Annotated in this window: 24 protein-coding genes; 10 read left to right on the top strand and 14 right to left on the bottom strand. The window is 71.4% G+C overall.

Translation table 11 applies throughout. From position 1 onward, the window contains the following. Positions 1-9: 9 nt before the first annotated feature. The 3 genes from V6U90_RS22440 to V6U90_RS22450 form a co-directional block, all read right to left on the bottom strand. Positions 10-1035, bottom strand: coding sequence for an aspartate-semialdehyde dehydrogenase (locus V6U90_RS22440; protein ID WP_334440012.1), 1026 nt, complete (start codon positions 1033-1035; stop codon positions 10-12). Between the two features lie 169 nt (positions 1036-1204). Continuing rightward, positions 1205-2539 (bottom strand): M16 family metallopeptidase, encoded by a 1335-nt coding sequence (locus V6U90_RS22445; RefSeq protein WP_334440015.1) that lies wholly within the window; start codon positions 2537-2539, stop codon positions 1205-1207. Next, on the bottom strand, positions 2536-3885 hold the full coding sequence (locus tag V6U90_RS22450; RefSeq protein ID WP_334440017.1) for a M16 family metallopeptidase: 1350 nt from the start codon (positions 3883-3885) through the stop codon (positions 2536-2538). The genes V6U90_RS22445 and V6U90_RS22450 overlap by 4 nt, the downstream gene beginning before the upstream one ends. A gap of 48 nt (positions 3886-3933) precedes the next feature. Here V6U90_RS22450 and V6U90_RS22455 point away from each other — a divergent pair, with 48 nt between their 5' ends. Beyond that, positions 3934-4182, top strand: coding sequence for a hypothetical protein (locus tag V6U90_RS22455; protein WP_334440020.1), 249 nt, complete (start codon positions 3934-3936; stop codon positions 4180-4182). 67 nt (positions 4183-4249) lie between these two features. On the opposite strand, the gene V6U90_RS22460 is transcribed toward V6U90_RS22455, so the two are convergent. Further along, complete coding sequence (locus tag V6U90_RS22460) at positions 4250-4468, bottom strand: hypothetical protein (RefSeq protein WP_334440023.1); 219 nt, start codon at positions 4466-4468, stop codon at positions 4250-4252. Between the two features lie 110 nt (positions 4469-4578). Further along, entirely contained in the window at positions 4579-5733 is a 1155-nt protein-coding gene (locus tag V6U90_RS22465; RefSeq protein ID WP_334440025.1) for an alkaline phosphatase PhoX, read from the bottom strand. Between the two features lie 312 nt (positions 5734-6045). Here V6U90_RS22465 and V6U90_RS22470 point away from each other — a divergent pair, with 312 nt between their 5' ends. The 3 genes from V6U90_RS22470 (at position 6046) to V6U90_RS22480 (ending at position 7962) form a co-directional block, all read left to right on the top strand. Continuing rightward, positions 6046-7137, top strand: a complete 1092-nt coding sequence (locus tag V6U90_RS22470) for a 3-deoxy-7-phosphoheptulonate synthase (RefSeq protein WP_334440029.1) — start codon at positions 6046-6048, stop codon at positions 7135-7137. A 384-nt stretch (positions 7138-7521) separates the two neighbouring features. Further along, the gene (locus tag V6U90_RS22475; protein ID WP_334440032.1) at positions 7522-7728 is read left to right on the top strand and encodes a hypothetical protein; all 207 of its coding nucleotides are present in this window, start codon (positions 7522-7524) and stop codon (positions 7726-7728) included. 33 nt (positions 7729-7761) lie between these two features. Then, the gene (locus V6U90_RS22480) at positions 7762-7962 is read left to right on the top strand and encodes a hypothetical protein (protein WP_334440125.1); all 201 of its coding nucleotides are present in this window, start codon (positions 7762-7764) and stop codon (positions 7960-7962) included. A 70-nt stretch (positions 7963-8032) separates the two neighbouring features. Here V6U90_RS22480 and V6U90_RS22485 read toward each other — a convergent pair whose 3' ends face one another. From V6U90_RS22485 to V6U90_RS22495, 3 genes are all read right to left on the bottom strand, one after another. Next, positions 8033-8572 (bottom strand): DUF1360 domain-containing protein, encoded by a 540-nt coding sequence (locus tag V6U90_RS22485; protein WP_334440034.1) that lies wholly within the window; start codon positions 8570-8572, stop codon positions 8033-8035. Between the two features lie 84 nt (positions 8573-8656). Further along, entirely contained in the window at positions 8657-8995 is a 339-nt protein-coding gene (locus V6U90_RS22490; RefSeq protein WP_334440037.1) for a hypothetical protein, read from the bottom strand. 1 nt (position 8996) lies between these two features. After that, entirely contained in the window at positions 8997-9341 is a 345-nt protein-coding gene (locus V6U90_RS22495) for a DUF6158 family protein (RefSeq protein WP_442933648.1), read from the bottom strand. A gap of 133 nt (positions 9342-9474) precedes the next feature. Between V6U90_RS22495 and V6U90_RS22500 the strand changes: the two genes are divergently transcribed. Beyond that, positions 9475-9885 (top strand): hypothetical protein, encoded by a 411-nt coding sequence (locus V6U90_RS22500; RefSeq protein WP_334440039.1) that lies wholly within the window; start codon positions 9475-9477, stop codon positions 9883-9885. A 26-nt stretch (positions 9886-9911) separates the two neighbouring features. Then, positions 9912-10235 (top strand): DUF3817 domain-containing protein, encoded by a 324-nt coding sequence (locus V6U90_RS22505; RefSeq protein WP_334440042.1) that lies wholly within the window; start codon positions 9912-9914, stop codon positions 10233-10235. A gap of 84 nt (positions 10236-10319) precedes the next feature. On the opposite strand, the gene V6U90_RS22510 is transcribed toward V6U90_RS22505, so the two are convergent. The 6 genes from V6U90_RS22510 to V6U90_RS22535 form a co-directional block, all read right to left on the bottom strand. Next, on the bottom strand, positions 10320-10838 hold the full coding sequence (locus V6U90_RS22510; protein ID WP_334440045.1) for a DUF6232 family protein: 519 nt from the start codon (positions 10836-10838) through the stop codon (positions 10320-10322). Positions 10839-11186: 348 nt separating this feature from the next. Then, positions 11187-12188, bottom strand: a complete 1002-nt coding sequence (locus V6U90_RS22515; RefSeq protein ID WP_334440048.1) for a sigma-70 family RNA polymerase sigma factor — start codon at positions 12186-12188, stop codon at positions 11187-11189. A 616-nt stretch (positions 12189-12804) separates the two neighbouring features. Then, positions 12805-13770, bottom strand: a complete 966-nt coding sequence (gene murQ / locus V6U90_RS22520) for an N-acetylmuramic acid 6-phosphate etherase (RefSeq protein ID WP_334440050.1) — start codon at positions 13768-13770, stop codon at positions 12805-12807. Continuing rightward, a complete protein-coding gene (locus tag V6U90_RS22525; RefSeq protein ID WP_334440054.1) occupies positions 13767-14678 on the bottom strand; it encodes a MurR/RpiR family transcriptional regulator in 912 nt (303 codons plus the stop codon). The genes murQ and V6U90_RS22525 overlap by 4 nt, the downstream gene beginning before the upstream one ends. A gap of 88 nt (positions 14679-14766) precedes the next feature. After that, complete coding sequence (locus V6U90_RS22530) at positions 14767-15783, bottom strand: NAD-dependent epimerase/dehydratase family protein (RefSeq protein ID WP_334440057.1); 1017 nt, start codon at positions 15781-15783, stop codon at positions 14767-14769. 102 nt (positions 15784-15885) lie between these two features. Further along, positions 15886-16572 (bottom strand): dTMP kinase, encoded by a 687-nt coding sequence (locus V6U90_RS22535; protein ID WP_334440059.1) that lies wholly within the window; start codon positions 16570-16572, stop codon positions 15886-15888. A gap of 170 nt (positions 16573-16742) precedes the next feature. Here V6U90_RS22535 and V6U90_RS22540 point away from each other — a divergent pair, with 170 nt between their 5' ends. The 4 genes from V6U90_RS22540 to V6U90_RS22555 are packed head-to-tail and all read left to right on the top strand — an operon-like array spanning position 16743 to position 18517. Then, positions 16743-17324, top strand: coding sequence for a nucleotidyltransferase family protein (locus V6U90_RS22540; RefSeq protein WP_334440062.1), 582 nt, complete (start codon positions 16743-16745; stop codon positions 17322-17324). Further along, a complete protein-coding gene (locus V6U90_RS22545) occupies positions 17321-17593 on the top strand; it encodes a hypothetical protein (RefSeq protein ID WP_334440065.1) in 273 nt (90 codons plus the stop codon). The genes V6U90_RS22540 and V6U90_RS22545 overlap by 4 nt, the downstream gene beginning before the upstream one ends. Before the next feature lie 10 nt (positions 17594-17603). Continuing rightward, the gene (locus V6U90_RS22550) at positions 17604-18380 is read left to right on the top strand and encodes a metallophosphoesterase family protein (RefSeq protein ID WP_334440067.1); all 777 of its coding nucleotides are present in this window, start codon (positions 17604-17606) and stop codon (positions 18378-18380) included. Next, positions 18371-18517 (top strand): GPGG-motif small membrane protein, encoded by a 147-nt coding sequence (locus V6U90_RS22555; protein ID WP_334440069.1) that lies wholly within the window; start codon positions 18371-18373, stop codon positions 18515-18517. Before V6U90_RS22550 ends, V6U90_RS22555 begins: the two co-directional genes overlap by 10 nt. Positions 18518-18591: the final 74 nt, after the last annotated feature.

Consider the following 18591-nt stretch of genomic DNA (forward strand, 5'->3'; position numbering starts at 1 on the left):
CCGGCATGCTCAGCGTGACTCGGCGGCCACCAGTTCGGCAAGCTGTACCGCGTTCAGCGCGGCGCCCTTACGCAGGTTGTCGTTGGAGCAGAACAGGGCGAGGCCATGCTCGACGGTCTCGTCCCGGCGGATCCGCCCGACGTACGTCGGGTCCTGACCGGCCGCCTGCAACGGCGTGGGTACGTCCGACAGCGCCACGCCCGGCGCCCCGTCGAGCAGTTCCCGGGCCCGCTGCGGGCTGATCGGGTTGGCGAACCGGGCGTTGATCTGGAGCGAGTGACCGGTGAAGACCGGGACCCGCACGCAGGTACCGGAGACCTTCAGCCCGGGGATCTCCAGGATCTTGCGGCTCTCGTTGCGCAGTTTCTGCTCCTCGTCGGTCTCGGCGGAGCCGTCGTCGACGATCGAACCGGCGAGCGGGAGCACGTTGAAGGCGATCGGCCGGACGAACGAGCCGGGAGCCGGGAACTCCACCGCGGCTCCGTCGTAGGCCAGCCCGGCGGCCTGCTCGACGACCTTGCGGACCTGCTCGTCCAGCTCGGCCACGCCGGCCAGCCCGGCACCGGAGACCGCCTGGTACGTCGAGACGACCAGGCCGACCAGCCCGGCCTCGGCGTGCAGCGGGCGCAGTACCGGCATCGCGGCCATCGTCGTGCAGTTCGGGTTGGCGATGATGCCCTTGGGGCGTACGGCGGCAGCGTGCGGGTTGACCTCGGCGACCACCAGCGGCACCTCCGGGTCCATCCGGTAGGCCGACGAGTTGTCGATCACGACCGCCCCGGCCGCGGCGACCTTCGGCGCCAGCGCCAGGGAGGTGCCCTTACCGGCGGAGAAGAGCACGATGTCGAGCCCGGTGTAGTCCGCCGTCGCGGCGTCCTCCACGGTGATCTCCCCGCCCGGCCAGGGCAGGGTCTGCCCGGCCGACCTGGCGGACGCGAAGAAACGTACCTGCTCCGCCGGGAACTGCCGCTCCGCCAGTACCTGCCGCATCACGCTGCCGACCAGGCCGGTGGCTCCCACAATGCCGATCCTCATGACCGCGAGGCTACCCAGGTCGGCGGGGTGGCGGGCACCCGTATCCCACCGCCCGGACCGGGAGCGGCCCGAGTGTGACCCAGACCATGCCCAGCCCGGCCGGTGTCAGGGGGACAGGTGTTAAGAAGGGCCCCTTCCTCTACCGAAAGCGTTAATAAGGGGCCCTTCCTTACAGCAGGTCGCCGAGGCCGCTGGCGGTCAGCTCGTCGCGGATCAGCGCCGCGTCCCCCTCGACCACCAGGGTCAGCCCGTCGGCACGCAGGTGCGTCTGCGCGGCGGCGGAGACCTCCGCCACCGAGGCGTCCAGCAGGCGCTGGCGCAGCGTCGCGTGGTAGTCGTCGGGCAGGCCGTGCACGACCAGGGTGGTCAGCGCGCCGGCGATCGCCCGGGGGCTCTGGAGTTCGACGGAGAGCTGGCCGGCCCGCCAGGACTTGGCCACCTCCAGCTCCGCCTCGGTCACCCCCTCGGCCTGGGTACGGGTGATCTCCCCCACCGTGTCGACCAGGGCGGGTACGGTGACTGCCGTCTGTACTCCGGCGCTGGCCGCGAACCGGCCGAACCGGCGGGACAGGCCGAAGTCGGCGCGGATGCCGTACGTGTAGCCGCGTACCTCGCGGATCAGGTGGTTGAGCCGGGAGGTGAACGCCCCGCCGAGCACGGTGCCGGCGAGCACCATCGGCACGTGGTCGGGGTGCGCCCGGTGCGGCGCCGGGTGCCCGATCCGTAGCGTCGACTGCACCGAGCCGGGCCGGTCCACCAGGATGATCCGCCGGCCGTCGCGGATGTGCACGCCGACGGGTTCCGCCGGGGCGACGGTGGCCGGCCGGGTACCGGCGAACGCCGCCGCGCCGAGCGCGTCGAGGTCGACCCGGTCCAGGTCGCCGACGATGATCAGGGTGCCCGGCCGGGTCAGCCACTCGGCGTGGAACCCGGTGACGTCGGCCACGGTCAGGCCGGCGACCGAGTCCGGGTCGCCGTACATCGGCCGGCCGTGCCGGTGCTCGATGCCGAACAGGTCGGCCCGCAGGGCGGCGTCGGCGCGCGGGCCCGGGTTGGCCCAGTCCATCCGCAGCGCGGTCGCCTCGTCGTCGCGTACCCGCTCGACGTCGGCCGGGTCGAGCCGGGGGGTGCGGACCGCCTCGGCGAGCAGTTCCACGGCGGCCGGCAACCGGTCCACCGGCGCCTGCACGCTCACCTGGAAGGAGTCCCAGTCCAGCGAGGTCACCAGCTCGGTGCCGAGGCCCTCGACGGCCAACGCGTAGGCGGTCGAGTCGCGGAGGATGGTGCCCTCCTCCAGCCCCTTGGCGACCGCCCCGCCGACGCCCTCCTGGCCCACCGGCTCGCGGCCGGCACCCGCGTCGAGCAGCAGCAGCGCGACGGCCAGGCGGTGGCCGGGCAGGTGCGCCGCGACCACGTCGCCACCGGCCACGCTCCGCCGCACCACCTCGGGGAAACGGTACGGGCGGGCGGCACCCGGTGCCGGACGCTCGGTGATCAGATTCATCGGGCCGTCTCCTCGGGCGAGATGGTCGTCGGGGGCAGGGCCGTCTCCTCGGGCCGGGCCTTCTGCTGAGGCAGGTAGGTCAGGGTCACCCGGTCCTGCGGGGCGAGCACCTCGGCGGCGACGGCGGCGACCCGGTCGGCGGTGACCGAAAGCCAGGACGGCAACCGCTCGGCGGCCTTCGCCGGGTCGCCGAACTGGGTGGCGTACCGGCCGAGGGTGTCCGCCCGGCCGTCCACGGTGAACAGGTGCCGCCACCAGGAGGTGGTCAGCAGGGCCTTGGCCCGGTCCAGTTCGGCGTCGGTCACCCCGCCGGTGGCGATCTCGTCGAGCACCCCGGTCAGCCCGGCCTCCAACTGCTCGGCGGTCACCCCGGGGCGGGCGGCGGCGGTGACGATCAGCGGGGCCGGGGCGTGCGCCAGGTCGACCCCGTACGCCCCGACCAGGTCCGGCTGGGCCAGCCGGGCACCGTCGGCGAGCCGCTGGTAGAGCCGGCTGCCCCGGCCGCTGCCCAGGATGGTGGCGAGCACGGTCAGCACGTCGTAGTCGGGGGTACCGAAGGGGTGCGTACGGTGCGCCAGGTAGATCCGGGGAGCCGGCACGTCACCGGTCACCGTCTCCCGGAGCGGGCGACCGGTGCCGGTGACCAGCCGGCCGTCCGGGGCGGGCGGGATGTCGCTGCGCGGTGCGAGCCGCCCGAAGTACTTCTCGGCCAGCCCGAAGACCTCGTCGGCGTCGGTGTCGCCGACCACGGTCAGTACGGCGTTGTTGGGTGCGTAGTACATCGCATGGAACGCCTGGAAGGTGGCCAGGTCGGCGGCGTTCAGGTCGTCCATCGAGCCGATCGTGGCGTGGTGGTACGGGTGCCCCGGCGGGTAGAGCAGCGGCAGCAGGCGCAGCCAGGCGTCGCCGTACGGCACGTTGTCGTAGCGCTGGCGCCGCTCGTTCTTCACCACCTCACGCTGGTTGTCCAGGGTCTCCTGGGTCAGCGCCGGCACCAGGCCGCCCATCCGGTCGGCCTCCAACCACAGCGCCAGGCCCAGGTGCTCGGCGGGCACGGTGTCGAAGTAGTTCGTCCGGTCCGGGTTGGTGGTGGCGTTGAGCGAGCCACCGGAGCCCTGGATCAGCTTCATGTGCTCGGTCTTCGCCACGTTGACCGACCCTTCGAACATCAGGTGTTCGAAGAGGTGGGCGAAGCCGGTCTGGCCGGCGGGTTCGTGCCGGGAACCGACGTCGTACCAGAGGTTGACCGCGACCACCGGAGCGGTGCGGTCCTCGCTCACCACCACGCGCAGGCCGTTGTCCAGGCGGGTGGTCTCGATCGGCCAGGGGTAACCGGTCTCGGGCATCCCAGAACGCTATCCGATCAACGGCCTCCGGGTGGGGCTGACGCGAGTGTGTCGGCCCGGAGCCGGACACCGGGGCCGGGCCGCTCCGGGCGCATCAGTGCCCTGGTCTCCTCCAGCACGGCCGGGCCGCTGCTGCGGCACCTGCCCCTGCCCCGCCGCTCGTTCACCGGGACGTACACCACGATCGTGTCGTACCGGGCCGGTGGCCGCCGGTTGCTGCTCGGCGCCCTGCCGGACCCGGAGGCGCCGAGGCTCCCCGCCCTGCCGGACCCGGAGCCCACCGGGCGGCGGGTCTGATCCAGCGGGCCCGGATGCTGACCTACCGGGGGTCGCAGCGGGCCCGCCGGACCGGACCGGGGACGGTTCAGTCGGGGGTTTCGATCGGGGTCACGGTCTGACCGGAGGTACGCCGTTCCAGGAAGGTGTCCGGGGCCGCGCCCGGATCGCCCTCCCGCAGGTCCGACTCGGCCAGGATCGCCTCGGCCTGGGCGTGCGGGTCGTCACTGCCGACCGCCAACTCCTCGGGGAGCAGGTGGCCGGCCCGGGAGTCGACCCGCCCGTCGTCAACTGGATCACTCGTCATGCGACGGTGATACCCAACCGGCTGCTCCGCCACGCCCGTTGCCGGCCGGTACCGACGCGTGTCCGATACCGACGCGTGTCCGGTACCGGCACGGGTCCGTTGCCGGGCGGTCAGGACCGGAACGGACCGCGTACCTCGTAGGTGATTCCGCCGGAGGAGGAACCGGAGGTGCCGCGCTGGGAGGAGAAGTAGAGCCGGGTGCCGTCCGGCGAGAACGCCGGCCCGCAGATCTCCGACGAACCCTGCCCGGTGATCCGCAGGAACGGCGCGACCACCTCGTCCGGAGTAATGATGTTGATCTCCATGTTGCCGCCGTCCTCGGCGATGTACAGGTCGCCCGAGCGGGCCCCGGTGATGTTGTCCACCCCGGTCAGTGGGGCGGTCCCGGAGACCAGCGAGTCGTCGTACACCAGGTCGATCCGCTGGTTGACCGCGTCGTACGCCCAGACCCGGTTGTCGCCCTTGGTGGTGAACCAGCAGGTGCCGTCGGCGTACCAGCAGCCCTCACCCCCGTTGAACCGCTTCGCCCCGGAGACCTGGTTGCGGGTGTAGGTGGGCGAGCCGTCCGGATCGGGGACGCGCGCCCAGGTCACCGGGCCGCTGGTGGCCGAGCCGGCGACCAGTACCTCCAGGGTGCCGGCGGAGAGGTCGCCCCAGGTGGTCGGCCGGAACCGGTAGAAGCAGCCGGTGGACTCGTCCTCGGTCAGGTAGATCACCTGCCGGACCGGGTCGGCTGCGGCGGCCTCGTGGTTGAACCGGCCCATCGCCGGACGGCGTACCGCCGCCGTCCCGCCCAGCGGGTAGGTCTCGTAGACGTAGCCGAGGCTGACCTCCTCGCAGGAGAGCCAGGTGCCCCACGGGGTCGCGCCGCCGGCGCAGTTCCGGTTCGTGTTTCCCAGGATCCGGTACGCCGAGGCGATGCTCCCGTCCGCGTTGAAGCGCACCGCAGAGGCACCCCCGGTCGAGGCGATCTCAGAGTTCGAGACATAGACCCAACCGGTTCCCGCGACGAAACAGGCACCGCCGTCGGGTGCGTCGTGCCAGGTGTAGGAGGTACCCGGAACGGTCTGCCGGGACCGGGCGACGACCCGGCTGGTGAAGCCGGCGGGGAGCTGGATCCCGTTGCTGTCGGCGGTCCCGAGTGGTCCGTACGGACCCGGCCCGGGCTGGGCCGGAGCGGCCAGCGCCCCGGTCCAGAGGCTGCCGGAGAAGACAGCGCCTCCGGCCGCGGCGACGGTGGTGCGCAGGACACTGCGACGGTCCATGCCAACCTCCATGAGAACGACATATGTCGATGACATTACCGATGGTTCCATCGAGGCACATGAACGTCTGGCGACGATCTGCCGGCGGCCCGGGGAGCTTTTGCCGCTGCGTCGGGTAACCTGGTCGGCATGGCGCGTTCGTATCGATGGTTTATGCAGCCGGCTCTGGCCGGTGGCTCGACCATGATCTGACGCCACCACGACCTGAGCCGGCTGGGCAGGAGCTTCCGCTCCTGCCCTTTTGCGTACGAGCAGCCGGCTCGACGACCCGGGCGCCGGCCCCGGGTACGGCCGGCGGTGAGGAATCCACCCGTGAGCCCCGAGTCCCACTCCCCCACCCGGGTCATCGACCAGCGGATCGACCGCGTCGTCCCGCTGACCACCCCGGCCCTGCTGCACCACGAACTGCCCCTCGACGAACAACTGACCGACGCGGTGCTGGCCGGCCGACGAGCCGTCAGCCGGGTACTGGACCACGAGGACGACCGCCTGCTGGTCGTCGTCGGTCCGTGCTCGGTGCACGACCCGGCCGCCGCCCTGGAGTACGCCGGTCGCCTGCGCGAGGTGGCCGGACGGCTCTCCGACGACCTGCTCGTGGTGATGCGGGTGTACTTCGAGAAGCCGCGCTCCACGGTCGGCTGGAAGGGCCTCATCAACGACCCGGGGCTGGACGGCTCCGGCGACGTGAACACCGGCCTGCGTACCGCCCGGCGCCTGCTGCTGGACGTGCTCCGGCTCGGCCTGCCGGTCGGCTGCGAGTTCCTCGACCCGATCACCCCGCAGTACATCGCGGACACCGTCGCGTGGGGCGCGATCGGCGCCCGGACGGTGGAGAGCCAGGTGCACCGGCAGCTCGCCTCGGGGCTCTCCATGCCGATCGGGATGAAGAACCGCCCGGACGGCAGCATCGGCACCGCGGTGGACGCGATCCGGGCGGCCGGGGTACCGCACGTCTTCCCCGGCATCGACGTGTCCGGGACGCCGGCCATCCTGCACACCCGGGGCAACGCCGACGGGCACCTGGTGCTGCGCGGCGGGCGCGGTGAGCCGAACTACGACGCCCAGTCGGTGGAGCACGCCGTGGGCCTGCTGCGCGCGGCCGGCCTGCCGGAGCGGGTGGTGATCGACGCCAGCCACGACAACAGCGGCAAGGACCACCGTCGTCAGCCGCTGGTGGCCGCCGACGTGGCCGCCCAGCTCGCCGCCGGCAGCCGGGGCGTCGTCGGGATCATGCTGGAGTCGTTCCTGGTACCCGGCCGGCAGGACCTCGACCCGACCTGCGAACTCGTCTACGGCCAGTCGATCACCGACGCCTGCCTGGGCTGGGAGCAGACCGAGGCGGTACTGACCGAGCTGGCCGGTGCGGTCCGAGCCCGCCGGGTCGCCGCCACCACCCCCGCCTGAGGTGTAAGGAAGGGCCCCCGCTTAACGCTTTCGGTAGGTAAAGGGGCCCTTCCTAACACCTGACCGCGTCGGCCCCGCTGGCCGGGAGAGATACGGGAGACGTAGTGTGCCGCCCGGGGCTGGGCCCCGGGCGGCACGGGTGTCGGTGTGCAGGTCGCCTCTCGGCGAGTGGCACGACGCGGCTCCAGCCGAACGGTATTCCGCGAAGGCAGTTAGGTGAGGCCCGGGGACACTGGACACACCGACACCTCATTCAACCAGGTCCACGCGGCGGATGTTCCATGCCGACGAAGTGACGGGGCCCACCGCGCCAGCGGGTACCGGCCGGCACCACCGGCGGCTGCGTACACGTTTGACCGTTTCGGTCCCGGGTAGCTGATCGCCGTGACCGATGACGCACCGACCCGCGAGTTGGACGACCTGCTGGACGACATCTACCTCGGCCAGGAACGGGTCACCCAGGCGGAGATCCAGCGCCGCGCGGTCGCCCAGGAGGTACCCGCCGAGCTGCTGACCCGCATCTGCGCACTTCCCGAAGGGGAGTACGCCCTGGAGGAGGTCGCCGAACTGCTCGGCGGTACCGCCGGCTGACCACGGCCCGGTGACGAGCGAGAGGACCCGCAGATGACCGAGCGAGATGACCCGCAACGAAAAGAACGGATGCCCGTACTCGGCCAGCCGCCGGCAGCCCTCGCCCCGGACGCCGACCCGGATTTCGCCAACGAGCACGAGGAGACCGCCGTCGCCTCCGATGTGATCACGGGGGAGGACGAGGAGGTGCGCGAGCCGGAGTCACCTCGGGGCTGGGCCGGCATGCAGCGTTGACCCAGGGCCGGCCGACGACCGGAAAACAGCGGGGGTACCAGCCGGAGCCGGTACCCCCGCTGTTGCCGTCTCAGTCCCGGCGCGCCGGCCGCTCGGCGGTCTGCATGGCGATCGCGTACCCGAGATGGAGGAAGTCGGCGGCGGCCACCGCGGTCAGTGCGGTGGCGACCAGCCGGGTGAGGCGTGGGGCGAGGACCAGCCCGCCGGTCAGGCCGGTGGCGACCCAGACGGCGAGGCAGAACGGGCAGCTCAGCAGCTCGCCGATGGCGTGCCGGGTGGAACTGCCCTGGTCGCGTACCTGCTCCATCACCTCGCCGCTACCGATCGGCTTGTCGTACCGGGTGAACGGCGCCCGTAGCGGGCTGGTCACCGCGTCCTTGGCGAGCAGCCGGCTCAGTTTGTGCGTGGCGATGGCGAGCAGCACCACGTCGGATGGCGCGGGCCGCTCCGGCACCGGTCGACCGGTGATCCGGACCAGGGTGGCCAGCCCTGCGGTCACCCCGGCGTAGCTGCCCATGGCGGCGAGATACCCACCGAGCGGCCGGTGTTCGTGCGGTGCGTACGCCTGGCGCAACCGCGTCACTCTCTGCTTCAGGCCACGATCGGTCACGCGATCCCCTAGCTTCTGGTCGATGTTCCGCCGTTCACCCAACTCTCCGCCTCGTTCACCCAGCGGTCAGGTTCTCCGTCCCGTTCACCCAGCGGTCAGGTTCTCCGCCACCTCGCGGGCGAGGCTGTCCAGCGTCTCCTCGGCCAGCCCGTCGAGTTGCCGCTGGTCCGGGCCGGCATCGAGGGTCAGCCGGACCTGGGAGCCACCGGCGTTCCCCGGGTGTACGGACAGCTCCGCCGACCAGCCGGGAGCCGCGGAACTGGTCCACCGGGCCCGCAGTTCGCCGTCCATCCGGTCGGGCCGGCACTGCCCGTCGGAGCGCAGCGCGGGTGGCAGCCAGGCGGTGGCCCGGTCGGGGTCAGTGGCGGTGTTGAAGACCACCTCAGGGGGCGCGGACATGCCGCGCGCGGCTTCTGCGCCCATCTCAGAGGTCCCGCAGTCGACCCGGGTCGACCTCCCGACCCGGGTAGCGGGTCAGGTACTCGGTCTCCAGTTCTGCGGTACGTCGCAGGTGGTTGGCCAGAGCCGCGTCGGTCGCGTGCCGCAAGGTGTCCAGCCGGGTACGGTGCAGGCTGTGGATCTCCCGGATCAGGTCCTCGTCGGCCAGATCCGCCGGGTCGACCCCCATCGGCTCGGCCTCCGCCACGTCGACCCCGCCACCGGTGGTGTGGCTGGCGTCCCACTCCGGCATCCGCTGCTCCGGGCTCGCGTCCACGGAGCCGCCGGGGCTGGTGGACGGATACCCGTCCCGCCGTACTGATTCGGTCATGGGGCCCTCCGGAAGCTCGTGCGGGTTGGCAGCTAGACGGATGCCCACCCAGGCGGGAGCCAAACCCCGCCCCGGCACGCCGGTCTACGACGTCCCGTCGGAGTAGCCGCCGACGCCCGGTACGCTCGTTGCCATGAAACGGCTCTGGACACCGGCGTGGATCGCCCGCCACGTGGCCACCGTCGTGCTCGTCGCCGCGTTCTCGGCCCTCGGCTGGTGGCAGATCAGCCGGGCCGCGTCCGGTAACACGCTCAGCTGGGCGTACGCGGTGGAGTGGCCGGTCTTCGCCGGCTTCGTGATCTTCCTCTGGTGGCGGGAGGTACGCCACGCGCTGGGCAGGGGTGCCAGCGACGGCGAGGCCGGACGGCGTGAACCGGCCCCGCCGGAGCCGACCGGCGGCGTCGGGTTCCGCCCCCCGGTGCGTACCGTCCGGGCCGGCGGCCCGGCCGACGACCCGGGCGATCCGGAACTCGCCGCCTACAACCGCTACCTGTCATGGTTGAACGCCAATCCGGGCGCCCGGCCCGGTGACTATCCCGGCTGACGCCGGTCGGAAGGGACGGATCGAAGGTGGGCGCAGCCCTTACCCGGTACCGCGTGATCGCCTACGTGGTGGGCGTCGTGCTGATCATGCTCGTGGTGATCGGCATGCCGCTGAAGTACGGCTTCGACAATCCCGTGGTGGTCGAGACGGTCGGTCCGGCACACGGCTTCCTGTACATGCTCTACCTGCTCGCCGCCTTCGACCTGGGCCGCCGGGCCGGCTGGTCGTTGCGTCGGATGGCGCTGGTGATGCTCGCCGGCACGGTGCCGTTCGTATCGTTCTTCGCCGAGCGGGGGGTGACCCGCGAGATCGACGGCCGGCTGCGGGAGCGGGAGCCGGTCGCCGGCTGACCGCCGACTCCCTCGACGTCCCCGCGCCGGCCCCTGCTCCCGTCCGCCTCGACGACACCCGTCCGCAGCGGACCGGGCGATCGGCTACCAGGGGTCGGCCGTGGCCACCGGCTCGTCCCAGCCACCGAGCCGGGCTGCTTCCCGGGCCCGCAGCAGCGCCCGGGTCACCTGGCCGAATTGCCGCTCCTCGTCACTGCTGAAGAGCAACTGGTCGGTGCCCCGGTAGCTGCCCCACAGTTCGTGGGCGGGCGGACGCCAGCGGCGTCCGGCCAGGGCGATCAGCACCGGGACCAGGGCCGCCACCCCGAGGCAGAGGTACCCACCGACGGAGAGCCGTTGCAGGCCACCGGTGAGACCCAGCAGCAGAGCGGTACCGGCCACGATGCCGCCGGTCACCGCGATCGCCTGTACGGTCAGCCGGTCGTGCGGTCCCCGGGTGGTGCGCAACCGGGTCAACTCCCGGACCACGAAGGTCCGGTCCCCGACGGTGAACCGGTGGCTGGTCACCGTGATCCCCGGTTTGTCGTACGTGGTCAGTGGCGCCGCCAGTCCGGTGACGCTGAGTGGAGATGGCAGGTGCTGAGCGGGACTTGTACGATTCACGGAATGCCTCCCACGGCTCGTGCGGCGGGCTGGGGCGATGGTGTCGGTATCGGCATCCGGTGGCCGCCGGATGCCGGTCGCACTGATGCGGATATCGATTCCAGTGGGCTTCCGGAATTCATTGTGTTAACCGGGCGCCACCGCAGATGCCGGTTCTGCCGCCCCTCCGCAACTGCCCGGGCGCACCGTGACCAGCGCGCCGCCGATTACGCCCACCTTTGGGCGGCTTTGCCGGGCTGATTTCGCCGCGTCATCTGTAACGACCGACCAAAAGGGCGCATAACCAGAACGGCCGGCACCCCGATGGGGTGCCGGCCGTTCTTCCGGTCTTGTCGGCAGGGCCGCCGGTCAGGCGGCCTGGAGGCCCTCCGCCCGGGCCAGTTCCCGCAGCCGGCCCAGTGCCTGGATCTCCAGCTGCCGGATCCGCTCACGGGAGAGGGAGAAGCGCGAGGCCACCTCGGTGAGCGAGTGCTCCCGCCCGTCCTCCAGGCCGTACCGGGCCCGCATGATGCCGGCGGACCGGTCGTCCAGGTGGTTGAGCAGGCCCTCGATGCGCTGACGCTCCAGCCCGGTCAGCACGATCTCCTCCGGGGAGGGTGCGTCGCTGTCCGCGACCAGGTCACCGAGATTGGTGTCCCCGTCGTCGCCGATCGGCGTGTCCAGCGACACCGTGTCCTGCGACCAGCGGACCAGCTCGTGCACCCGCTCGACGGTGACCCCCAGCGCGGCGGCGATCTGGTCGGGCTCCGGGTCGCTGCCCAGTTCCCGGGTCAGCTGCCGGGCCACGTTGCGCATCCGGTTGACGTCCTCGACGAGGTGCACCGGGAGCCGTACCGTCCGCTCCTGCTGGGCGATGGCCCGGCTGATCGCCTGCCGGATCCACCACGTCGCGTAGGTGGAGAACTTGAAGCCCTTTTCGTAGTCGAACTTCTCGACCGCCCGCACCAGGCCGGTGTTGCCCTCCTGGATCAGGTCCAGCATCGGCATGCCCGACCGGACGTACCGTCGCGCGATCGAGACGACCAGACGCAGGTTGGCCCGGATGAACAGGTCCTTCGCCCGCTCGCCCTCGGTCACCAGTCGTTCCAGTTCGTCACGGCTGACCCCGTCGGGGATGCGGTCCTCCCCGAGCAGGTGCTCGGCGTAGAGGCCGGCCTCGATCGTCCGGGAGAGTTCGACCTCTCTGGCCGCGTCGAGCAGCGGCGTCCGGGAGATCTCGTGCAGGTAGACGCCGACCAGGTCGCGCTCCTCGGCAACCTCGTCGGTTCGCATGCCGATGTTCTTGTCCACGTTGCCCACGGTCCCCTCGCTAGCGCCGGTTGCCCGGTTCCTTGCCGTCCCCACGACCATCAGCCCTCCCCCGTGACGTTCCCCGTGGTGCCTGGCGGTACTGACACCTACACAACAGCTGAGACGCATTGGGGATTCCGTCTCGTGAGTCGAAAGTGTCACGAATGCCTGAGTGGTTGCTGAGAGTACGGTCGACGTTTGCTGTCAGCACCCCCTGGTCAGGGCTTTTTCGTGACCGACAGCACAGCCGTACGGGATCGGCGGTGCACGATCCACCCGAATCAGTCGCACCATTGCGACCGGGACGGATGGCCTGCCATGTCACAGAGGCCACTGAGATCCTCATCACCACGGATCACCGGCGAGCCGGCTGGTCCACCTGATCTCGGGATTACCCCGCACCCGATTGAACAATCCGCAACGTCGGGACAGTCCCGCTGCGGCGCGCATCACTGCCCGCCGGCCATCCGGTCACCGAAGGCACCCGACCGGTCACCCGGAGCGCGGGCAGACAAACTGCGGGCGGACGGACCGGAGACGGACGGACTGCGGGCGGACGGACCGGGAGACGGACGGACTGCGGGCGGACGGACCGGGAGACGGACGGACTGCGGGCGGACGGACCGGGAGACGGACGGACTGCGGGCGGACGGACCGGGAGACGGACCGGGGCGGGTCAGGAGGCGAGCAGGGCCAGGGCACCGCGTACCTGGTCGGCCGAGCGGGAGAGGGCGTCCCGGGCATCGGCCACCGCCGCTCCGGAGACGAGGGCGACCAGCGCCGCCTTCAGGTCGCCGTCGGCCTCGTCCAGCACCCGCTGGGAGACCTCCTCGCTGCAGCCGGTGGCGTCCACCAGGATCGAGATCATGCGCCCACGCAACTTGGCGTTGGTGGCCACCACATCGATCATCAGATTCGAGTAGACCCGGCCGAGGCGGACCATCACGGCGGTGGAGAACGCGTTCAACACCAGCTTCTGCGCGGTGCCGGCCTTCATCCGGGTGGAGCCCGTGACCACCTCCGGCCCGGTGTCCACCCCGATGAAGACATCCACCGAGGACGCCGCCTCGGCGTGCGGGTTGGCGCAGAGCAGTACCGTCCCGGCCCCGGCCGTCCGGGCCGCGCCGAGGGCACCGAGCACGTACGGGGTACGGCCACTGGCGGCCAGACCGACCACCAGGTCACCGGCGTGTACGCAGTCCCCGGCCTCGGTCGCGCCCGTGTACTCGTCGTCCTCGGCGTCCTCGACGGCCCGCCAGACCGCCTCCGGTCCCCCGGCGATGTGCGAGCAGAACCAGTGTTTGGGGGAGTTGAAGGTAGGCGCCAACTCAGCCGCGTCCAGCACCCCCAGCCGGCCGGACGTCCCGGCGCCGAAGTAGTGCACCCGGTGCCCGGCACGCAACGCCCCTACCGCGAGGTCGACCGCAGCGGCGATCTCGTCGAGTACCGCGGCGACCGCGGCGGGCACCCGCCGGTCCGCCTCGTTGATCACACGGAGCACGTCACGGGTGGACATCAGGTCGAGGTCGGCGCTGAGCGGATTGCGCTGTTCGGTCGGCGCATTGACCCGGATCATCGGCCGGGGCTGCTCCGCGAGCGGGAGCGCGGACGCGGTGTCGGGCTCCACCCGGCCCGCCGTCATGCCTTCCTCCGGTTCGTGACGCGGTGCTGCTGGACCGCCTCGGCGGTCACCTCCAACGCCTTGCGGGCCTTGGCCCGGTTCCGGGCGGCCACCCCGACGAAGAGGCAGTCGACGACGGTGAGCTGTGCCAGCCGGCTGGCCATCGCGCCGGACCGGTACGTCGTCTCCCGGGCTGCGGTGGTCAGGACATGGTCGGCGACCTCGGTGATCGGCGAGCGGGGGAAGTTGGTCAGGGCGACGGTGACCGCCCCCCGTGACCGGGCCTGCTCCAGCACCTCGATCACGTCCGAGGTGGTACCGGTGTGCGAGATCCCCACCGCGATGTCGCCCCGGCCGAGCAGGGCGGCGGAGGTGAGGGCGGTGTGGACGTCCGGGAAGTAGAAGGCGGTCCGGCCGATCCGGTGCAGCTTCTGCTGGAAGTCCGAGGCGACGAAGCCGCTGGCGCCGGCACCGTAGATGTCGATCCGGCCGGCGTTGCAGATCGCCTCGACGACCTGTTCACAGACGGCGGGGTCGAGCTGCTCGGCTGTCTCCTCGACGGCCCGCGCGTCGTTGAAGGCGATGGTGGCGATGATCTGCGCGAGGTCGGCGCCGGGTGGAATGTCCCCACCGACCACCCGGGCGTCCGGCGGCTCCACCCGGCGGGCGGCCTCGGCCGCCAACCGGATGCGGAGCTGCGGGTAGCCGTCCATGCCGACGGAGCGGCAGAACCGGATGACGGTCGCCTCGGAGGTCTCGGCGGCGGTGGCGAGATCGGTGATTGTCCGTCGCGCCGCGTCCGCCGGATCGGCGACCACCAGCCGGGCCACCCGCTGCTCGGCGGGCGACAGCGACGGGAGCAGGCCACTGATGTGGACGATCAGTCCACCGGTCTCGTGACTCGCAGAAATCTTCGCACTCTTCGCCACGGGATGAAACTTACTTTCACGAGGCGGTGAGCGTCAACCATGACCGCGCGTATCTGACAAAGTACGCCCGAGATTGTCGAGGAGCGGGTCATCCGTCCCGTTCAGCGTGCCATTCCCGGAGTACCTCGGCCTCCACCGCGCGGCCCAGTCCACCCGGTCGGACGGCCTCCGGCGCGTTGGTCATCCAGTCGAGCGTGGCCTGGGCGGACGCCGCCACCGGACGGACGGTGAGCCCGGCGGCGAGCGCGTCGGTCACGTCCCGGGCGAGGAATCCGGCGTCCGCCGGATCGCCACCCACCCAGAGCGGCAGGGACCGCTCCCCGCTCCACGGCCGGACGTCCCGAGCGCGGAGGAAGTCCCCGTCGACCCAGGTCAGTCGCGGATCGGGCCGGTCGACCCCGGCGGCGATCCCGGCCAGGACCTCGGCCAACCCGCGCGCCGGGCCGGTGCCGTCGAACGTACCAGCAAGTCGGGTGGTCGCGGCGTGCAGCAGCCACCCGGCCAGGTCCTCGACGTCGACCCACTGCACCGGTTCGTCGGGCCGCCCCGGCGCCAGCACCTCACCACCGTCGGCCAGCCGACGGACCCAGTAGGGGAACCGGTCGGAGGTGTCCTCCGGCCCGACGATCAGGCCGGCCCGGCAGATGAACGACCGGTCGGCCCCGACCCGGTCGAGTACCGCGCGCTCGATGCTGACCTTGCACTCGCCGTACCACCGGAAGTCCGGCCCGGGACCGTCGACCCCGTCCGGCGCGGGCGGCAGCAGCGGGGAGTCGGCGACGGACCGGCCGGGCACCGAGTGGTCGGCGTAGACCGAGATACTGGAGACGAACACCCAGTGCCCGACCCGGTCGGCGAGGGTGTCCAGCGCGTACCGGGCGTGGTCGACCCGGCGGGTCACGTCCACCACCGCGTCGAACCAGGCACCGTCCAGCGCCGCCAGGCCGTCCGGGTCGTCCCGGTCGACGGGTACGAAGCGGGGGCCCGCCGGCGGGGCGCCGGAGACGGACCGGGCGGCGCAGGTGACGTCGTACCCCCGGTCGTGCGCGAGCCGGGCCACTGCGCGGCCGAGGAACCGGGTACCACCGAGGACGAGGATTCGCATCCGGTGATGCTGCGACCGGACTGCCCCTGACGGCCAGGGTTGTTAGCTGTGGGCAGACCGGTTACGCCGGTCGCGTAACCGGTGTCGGGTGACCCGCCCGGTTCAGGTGCTGACGGGAGCGGTCGCCGGGACCGGTACGGCCGGCGCCCGACGCGACTCCGGCAGCCACCGGGCCACCTGCGCGCCGATGTCGGCGGCGACCTGGTCCGGAGTGCCGTTCGCGTCGACCACCACGAAGGTCGGGTACTCCGGCAGCGACCGGTAGGCCGCGTCGGCCGCGATCAGGTACTCCATCGTCTCGTGGTCGGTACCCCGGGACTCGATCCGCCGGTACGCCTCGGCGGGGTCGACGGTGAGCAGGAGGGTCAGCCCGGGCGGCGGGAAGACGCGGTAGACCAACCGGGCGAACGTCTCCCAGCGCCGGCCGCCGTGCGCCCGGATGCTGGCGTACTGGCAGTACGCGTAGCGGTCCATCACCGCGACCCGCCGGGTGAGCACCGAGCGGAGCAGCGTCCGGGCGATGGCCAGCCAGCGCAGCACCGACTCGGCCAGCAGCAGCCCGTTCCGACCGAGCAGTCGTTGCGCGTCCGCCCGGCCCAGCCGGCGGGCGAGCCGGCCGAACCAGCGTCGGCCACCCGCGTTTCGGAGGTAGTTCGCTGGTACGCCGGCCGCGTTCAGCGCGGCGGCGAGCTGGTGCGCCTGGGTGGTCTTGCCGGAACCGTCGATACCGATCAGGGCCACGGCGCGTAGCCGTCGCCCGCGCCGCTGTACCCGTTGCGCTCTGGCCACCTCGACAACGGTACCCAGTGCCGGCACCATCTGTAGATTCACTACCAGTACAAAAAACTCAGAACGTCACGATCCCGCCCCGCCCAGGTGTAAACGCGTCGAGTGCCGGGTACGGACACAGACCTCCACTCCGGATGACCATGTCCGCCTCCGAACACCCGGGAGATTCGATGGTTCAGCAAGGGGACGAGGGCCTGTTGCACACGCTCAAACGGGTCGCCGCCGTCCTCAAACAGGCGGAGATCCCGTTCGCCCTGGGCGGCAGTTTCGCGGTCTACGCTCACGGCGGCCACTCCAGCGACCACGACGTCGACTTCCTCATCCGTGGCGAGGACGTCGACCTGGCCCTGGAGGCGCTGGTCGCCGCCGGTTTCACGGCCGAGCGCCCGCCGGAGGACTGGCTGGTCAAGGTCTACGACTCGGGACGGATGGTGGACCTGATCCACCGGCCGATCGAGACCCCGGTGACCGACGAGACCTTCACCGACACCGTGGTCCGGCCGGTGGACGCCATCCACATGCCGGTCCTCTCCGCCAGCCAGCTGATGGTGCACAAACTGCTCAGCTTCTCCCAGCACTACTGCGACTTCGCCCGTGGACTGCCGCTGGCCCGCTCACTACGGGAGCAGATCGACTGGGATCGGGTACGTAAGGAGACACAGCACTCGCCGTACGCCGAGGCGTTCCTTGTCCTGCTGGACCGGTTGGATGTGGTGCCGTACTCGTCGGAGGAGGGAAAGGGGACGCGATGACCAGTTCCGCGCACGCAGGTGGCCCGCCGGACGAGTACGTCGAGGCGGAGATCCACCGGCTGCTGACCGAGAACCCGGAGATCGCCGAACAGGGAATCACCGTGGTCCGGCGGGAGAACTCGCTGATCCTCCAGGGCGAGGTGGAGAGCCCGCACCGGCGGGACGAGATCATGCGCCAGGTCGCCGAACGGTTCCCCGGCATCCCGCTCACCACCGACATCGGGCTGATCCGTACCCAGGCGCCGACCGAGATCGAACAGTTGCCGTGAGGGGGACGCGATGGTGATCCGGATCGCCGCCGTCGGGGACGTGCACCTGGACGAGGACGTGGTCGGCCGGTTCCGGCCGGCGCTGGACCAGCTACCCGGACACGCCGACGTGCTGCTGCTGGCCGGGGACCTGACCCGGCACGGGACCGAGGCCGAGGCGCGCTGCGTGGCCCGGGAGTTCGGCGGGCTGGGCGTACCGGTGGTCACCGTGCTCGGCAACCACGACCACCAGTGCGACCAGGTCCCCGAGGTGGTCGGGGCACTGGAGGAGGTCGGCATCACCGTGCTGGAGGGCACCGGCACGGTGCTGGACACCCCCGGTGGGCGGCTGGGTATCGCCGGTGCCAAGGGCTTCGGCGGGGGGTTCGCCGGTCGGTGCGCCAGCGAGTTCGGCGAGCCGGAGATGAAGGCGTTCGTCCGTACCACCAGCACCATCGCCGACCGGCTCGGCACGGTACTGCGCGAGCTGGATTGCGACACCCGGGTCGCCCTGACCCACTACGCGCCGGTACCGGACACGCTCGCTGGTGAACCGCTGGAGATCTACCCGTTCCTGGGGTCGTACCTGCTGGGTCAGGCGATCGACTCGGCGGACACGGCGCTGGCCATCCACGGGCACGCGCACGCCGGCAGCGAGCGGGGCACCACGCCGGGCGGGGTACGGGTCCGCAACGTCGCGCACCCGGTCATCAAGCAGGCGTACAGCCTCTTCCACCTGGGGGACCATCTGGACGCCGGGGAGGTTTCCACCGCTGCCGCCGGGGGTATTTCGCAGCCATGGAGCTGATTCTCTGGATTCTCGCAGTCGTACTTGTGGTCGCCGGTGTGCTTGCGCTCTTCCGGCGGCAGATCCTCTGGGGCATCGTCCTCATCGTGGTCGGCCTGCTGGTCGGGCCGGGTGGGGTCAGCATCTTCAACAATTGACGCCCGTTGACATGATTCCCCGGACCCGCCGGGATCGTCGCAGCCGGTACCGCACCGCTGAAGGTGTCAGGAAG

It is taken from the genome of Micromonospora sp. CPCC 206060, from assembly GCF_036906895.1.
In the GTDB taxonomy this organism is placed as follows: domain Bacteria; phylum Actinomycetota; class Actinomycetes; order Mycobacteriales; family Micromonosporaceae; genus Micromonospora.

Bases quoted from the DNA above. Each gene is read 5' to 3' on its own strand.
- V6U90_RS22440 (WP_334440012.1), bottom strand. From the start codon at position 1,035: ATGAGGATCGGCATTGTGGGAGCCACCGGCCTGGTCGGCAGCGTGATG.
- V6U90_RS22450 (WP_334440017.1), bottom strand. From the start codon at position 3,885: ATGCCCGAGACCGGTTACCCCTGGCCGATCGAGACCACCCGCCTGGAC.
- V6U90_RS22445 (WP_334440015.1), bottom strand. From the start codon at position 2,539: ATGAATCTGATCACCGAGCGTCCGGCACCGGGTGCCGCCCGCCCGTAC.
- V6U90_RS22480 (WP_334440125.1), top strand. From the start codon at position 7,762: ATGACCGAGCGAGATGACCCGCAACGAAAAGAACGGATGCCCGTACTC.
- V6U90_RS22555 (WP_334440069.1), top strand. From the start codon at position 18,371: ATGGAGCTGATTCTCTGGATTCTCGCAGTCGTACTTGTGGTCGCCGGT.
- V6U90_RS22495 (WP_442933648.1), bottom strand. From the start codon at position 9,341: ATGACCGAATCAGTACGGCGGGACGGGTATCCGTCCACCAGCCCCGGC.
- V6U90_RS22460 (WP_334440023.1), bottom strand. From the start codon at position 4,468: ATGACGAGTGATCCAGTTGACGACGGGCGGGTCGACTCCCGGGCCGGC.
- V6U90_RS22530 (WP_334440057.1), bottom strand. From the start codon at position 15,783: ATGCGAATCCTCGTCCTCGGTGGTACCCGGTTCCTCGGCCGCGCAGTG.
- V6U90_RS22500 (WP_334440039.1), top strand. From the start codon at position 9,475: ATGAAACGGCTCTGGACACCGGCGTGGATCGCCCGCCACGTGGCCACC.
- V6U90_RS22545 (WP_334440065.1), top strand. From the start codon at position 17,321: ATGACCAGTTCCGCGCACGCAGGTGGCCCGCCGGACGAGTACGTCGAG.
- V6U90_RS22515 (WP_334440048.1), bottom strand. From the start codon at position 12,188: ATGGTCGTGGGGACGGCAAGGAACCGGGCAACCGGCGCTAGCGAGGGG.
- V6U90_RS22540 (WP_334440062.1), top strand. From the start codon at position 16,743: ATGGTTCAGCAAGGGGACGAGGGCCTGTTGCACACGCTCAAACGGGTC.
- V6U90_RS22465 (WP_334440025.1), bottom strand. From the start codon at position 5,733: ATGGACCGTCGCAGTGTCCTGCGCACCACCGTCGCCGCGGCCGGAGGC.
- V6U90_RS22490 (WP_334440037.1), bottom strand. From the start codon at position 8,995: ATGGGCGCAGAAGCCGCGCGCGGCATGTCCGCGCCCCCTGAGGTGGTC.
- murQ (WP_334440050.1), bottom strand. From the start codon at position 13,770: ATGACGGCGGGCCGGGTGGAGCCCGACACCGCGTCCGCGCTCCCGCTC.
- V6U90_RS22550 (WP_334440067.1), top strand. From the start codon at position 17,604: ATGGTGATCCGGATCGCCGCCGTCGGGGACGTGCACCTGGACGAGGAC.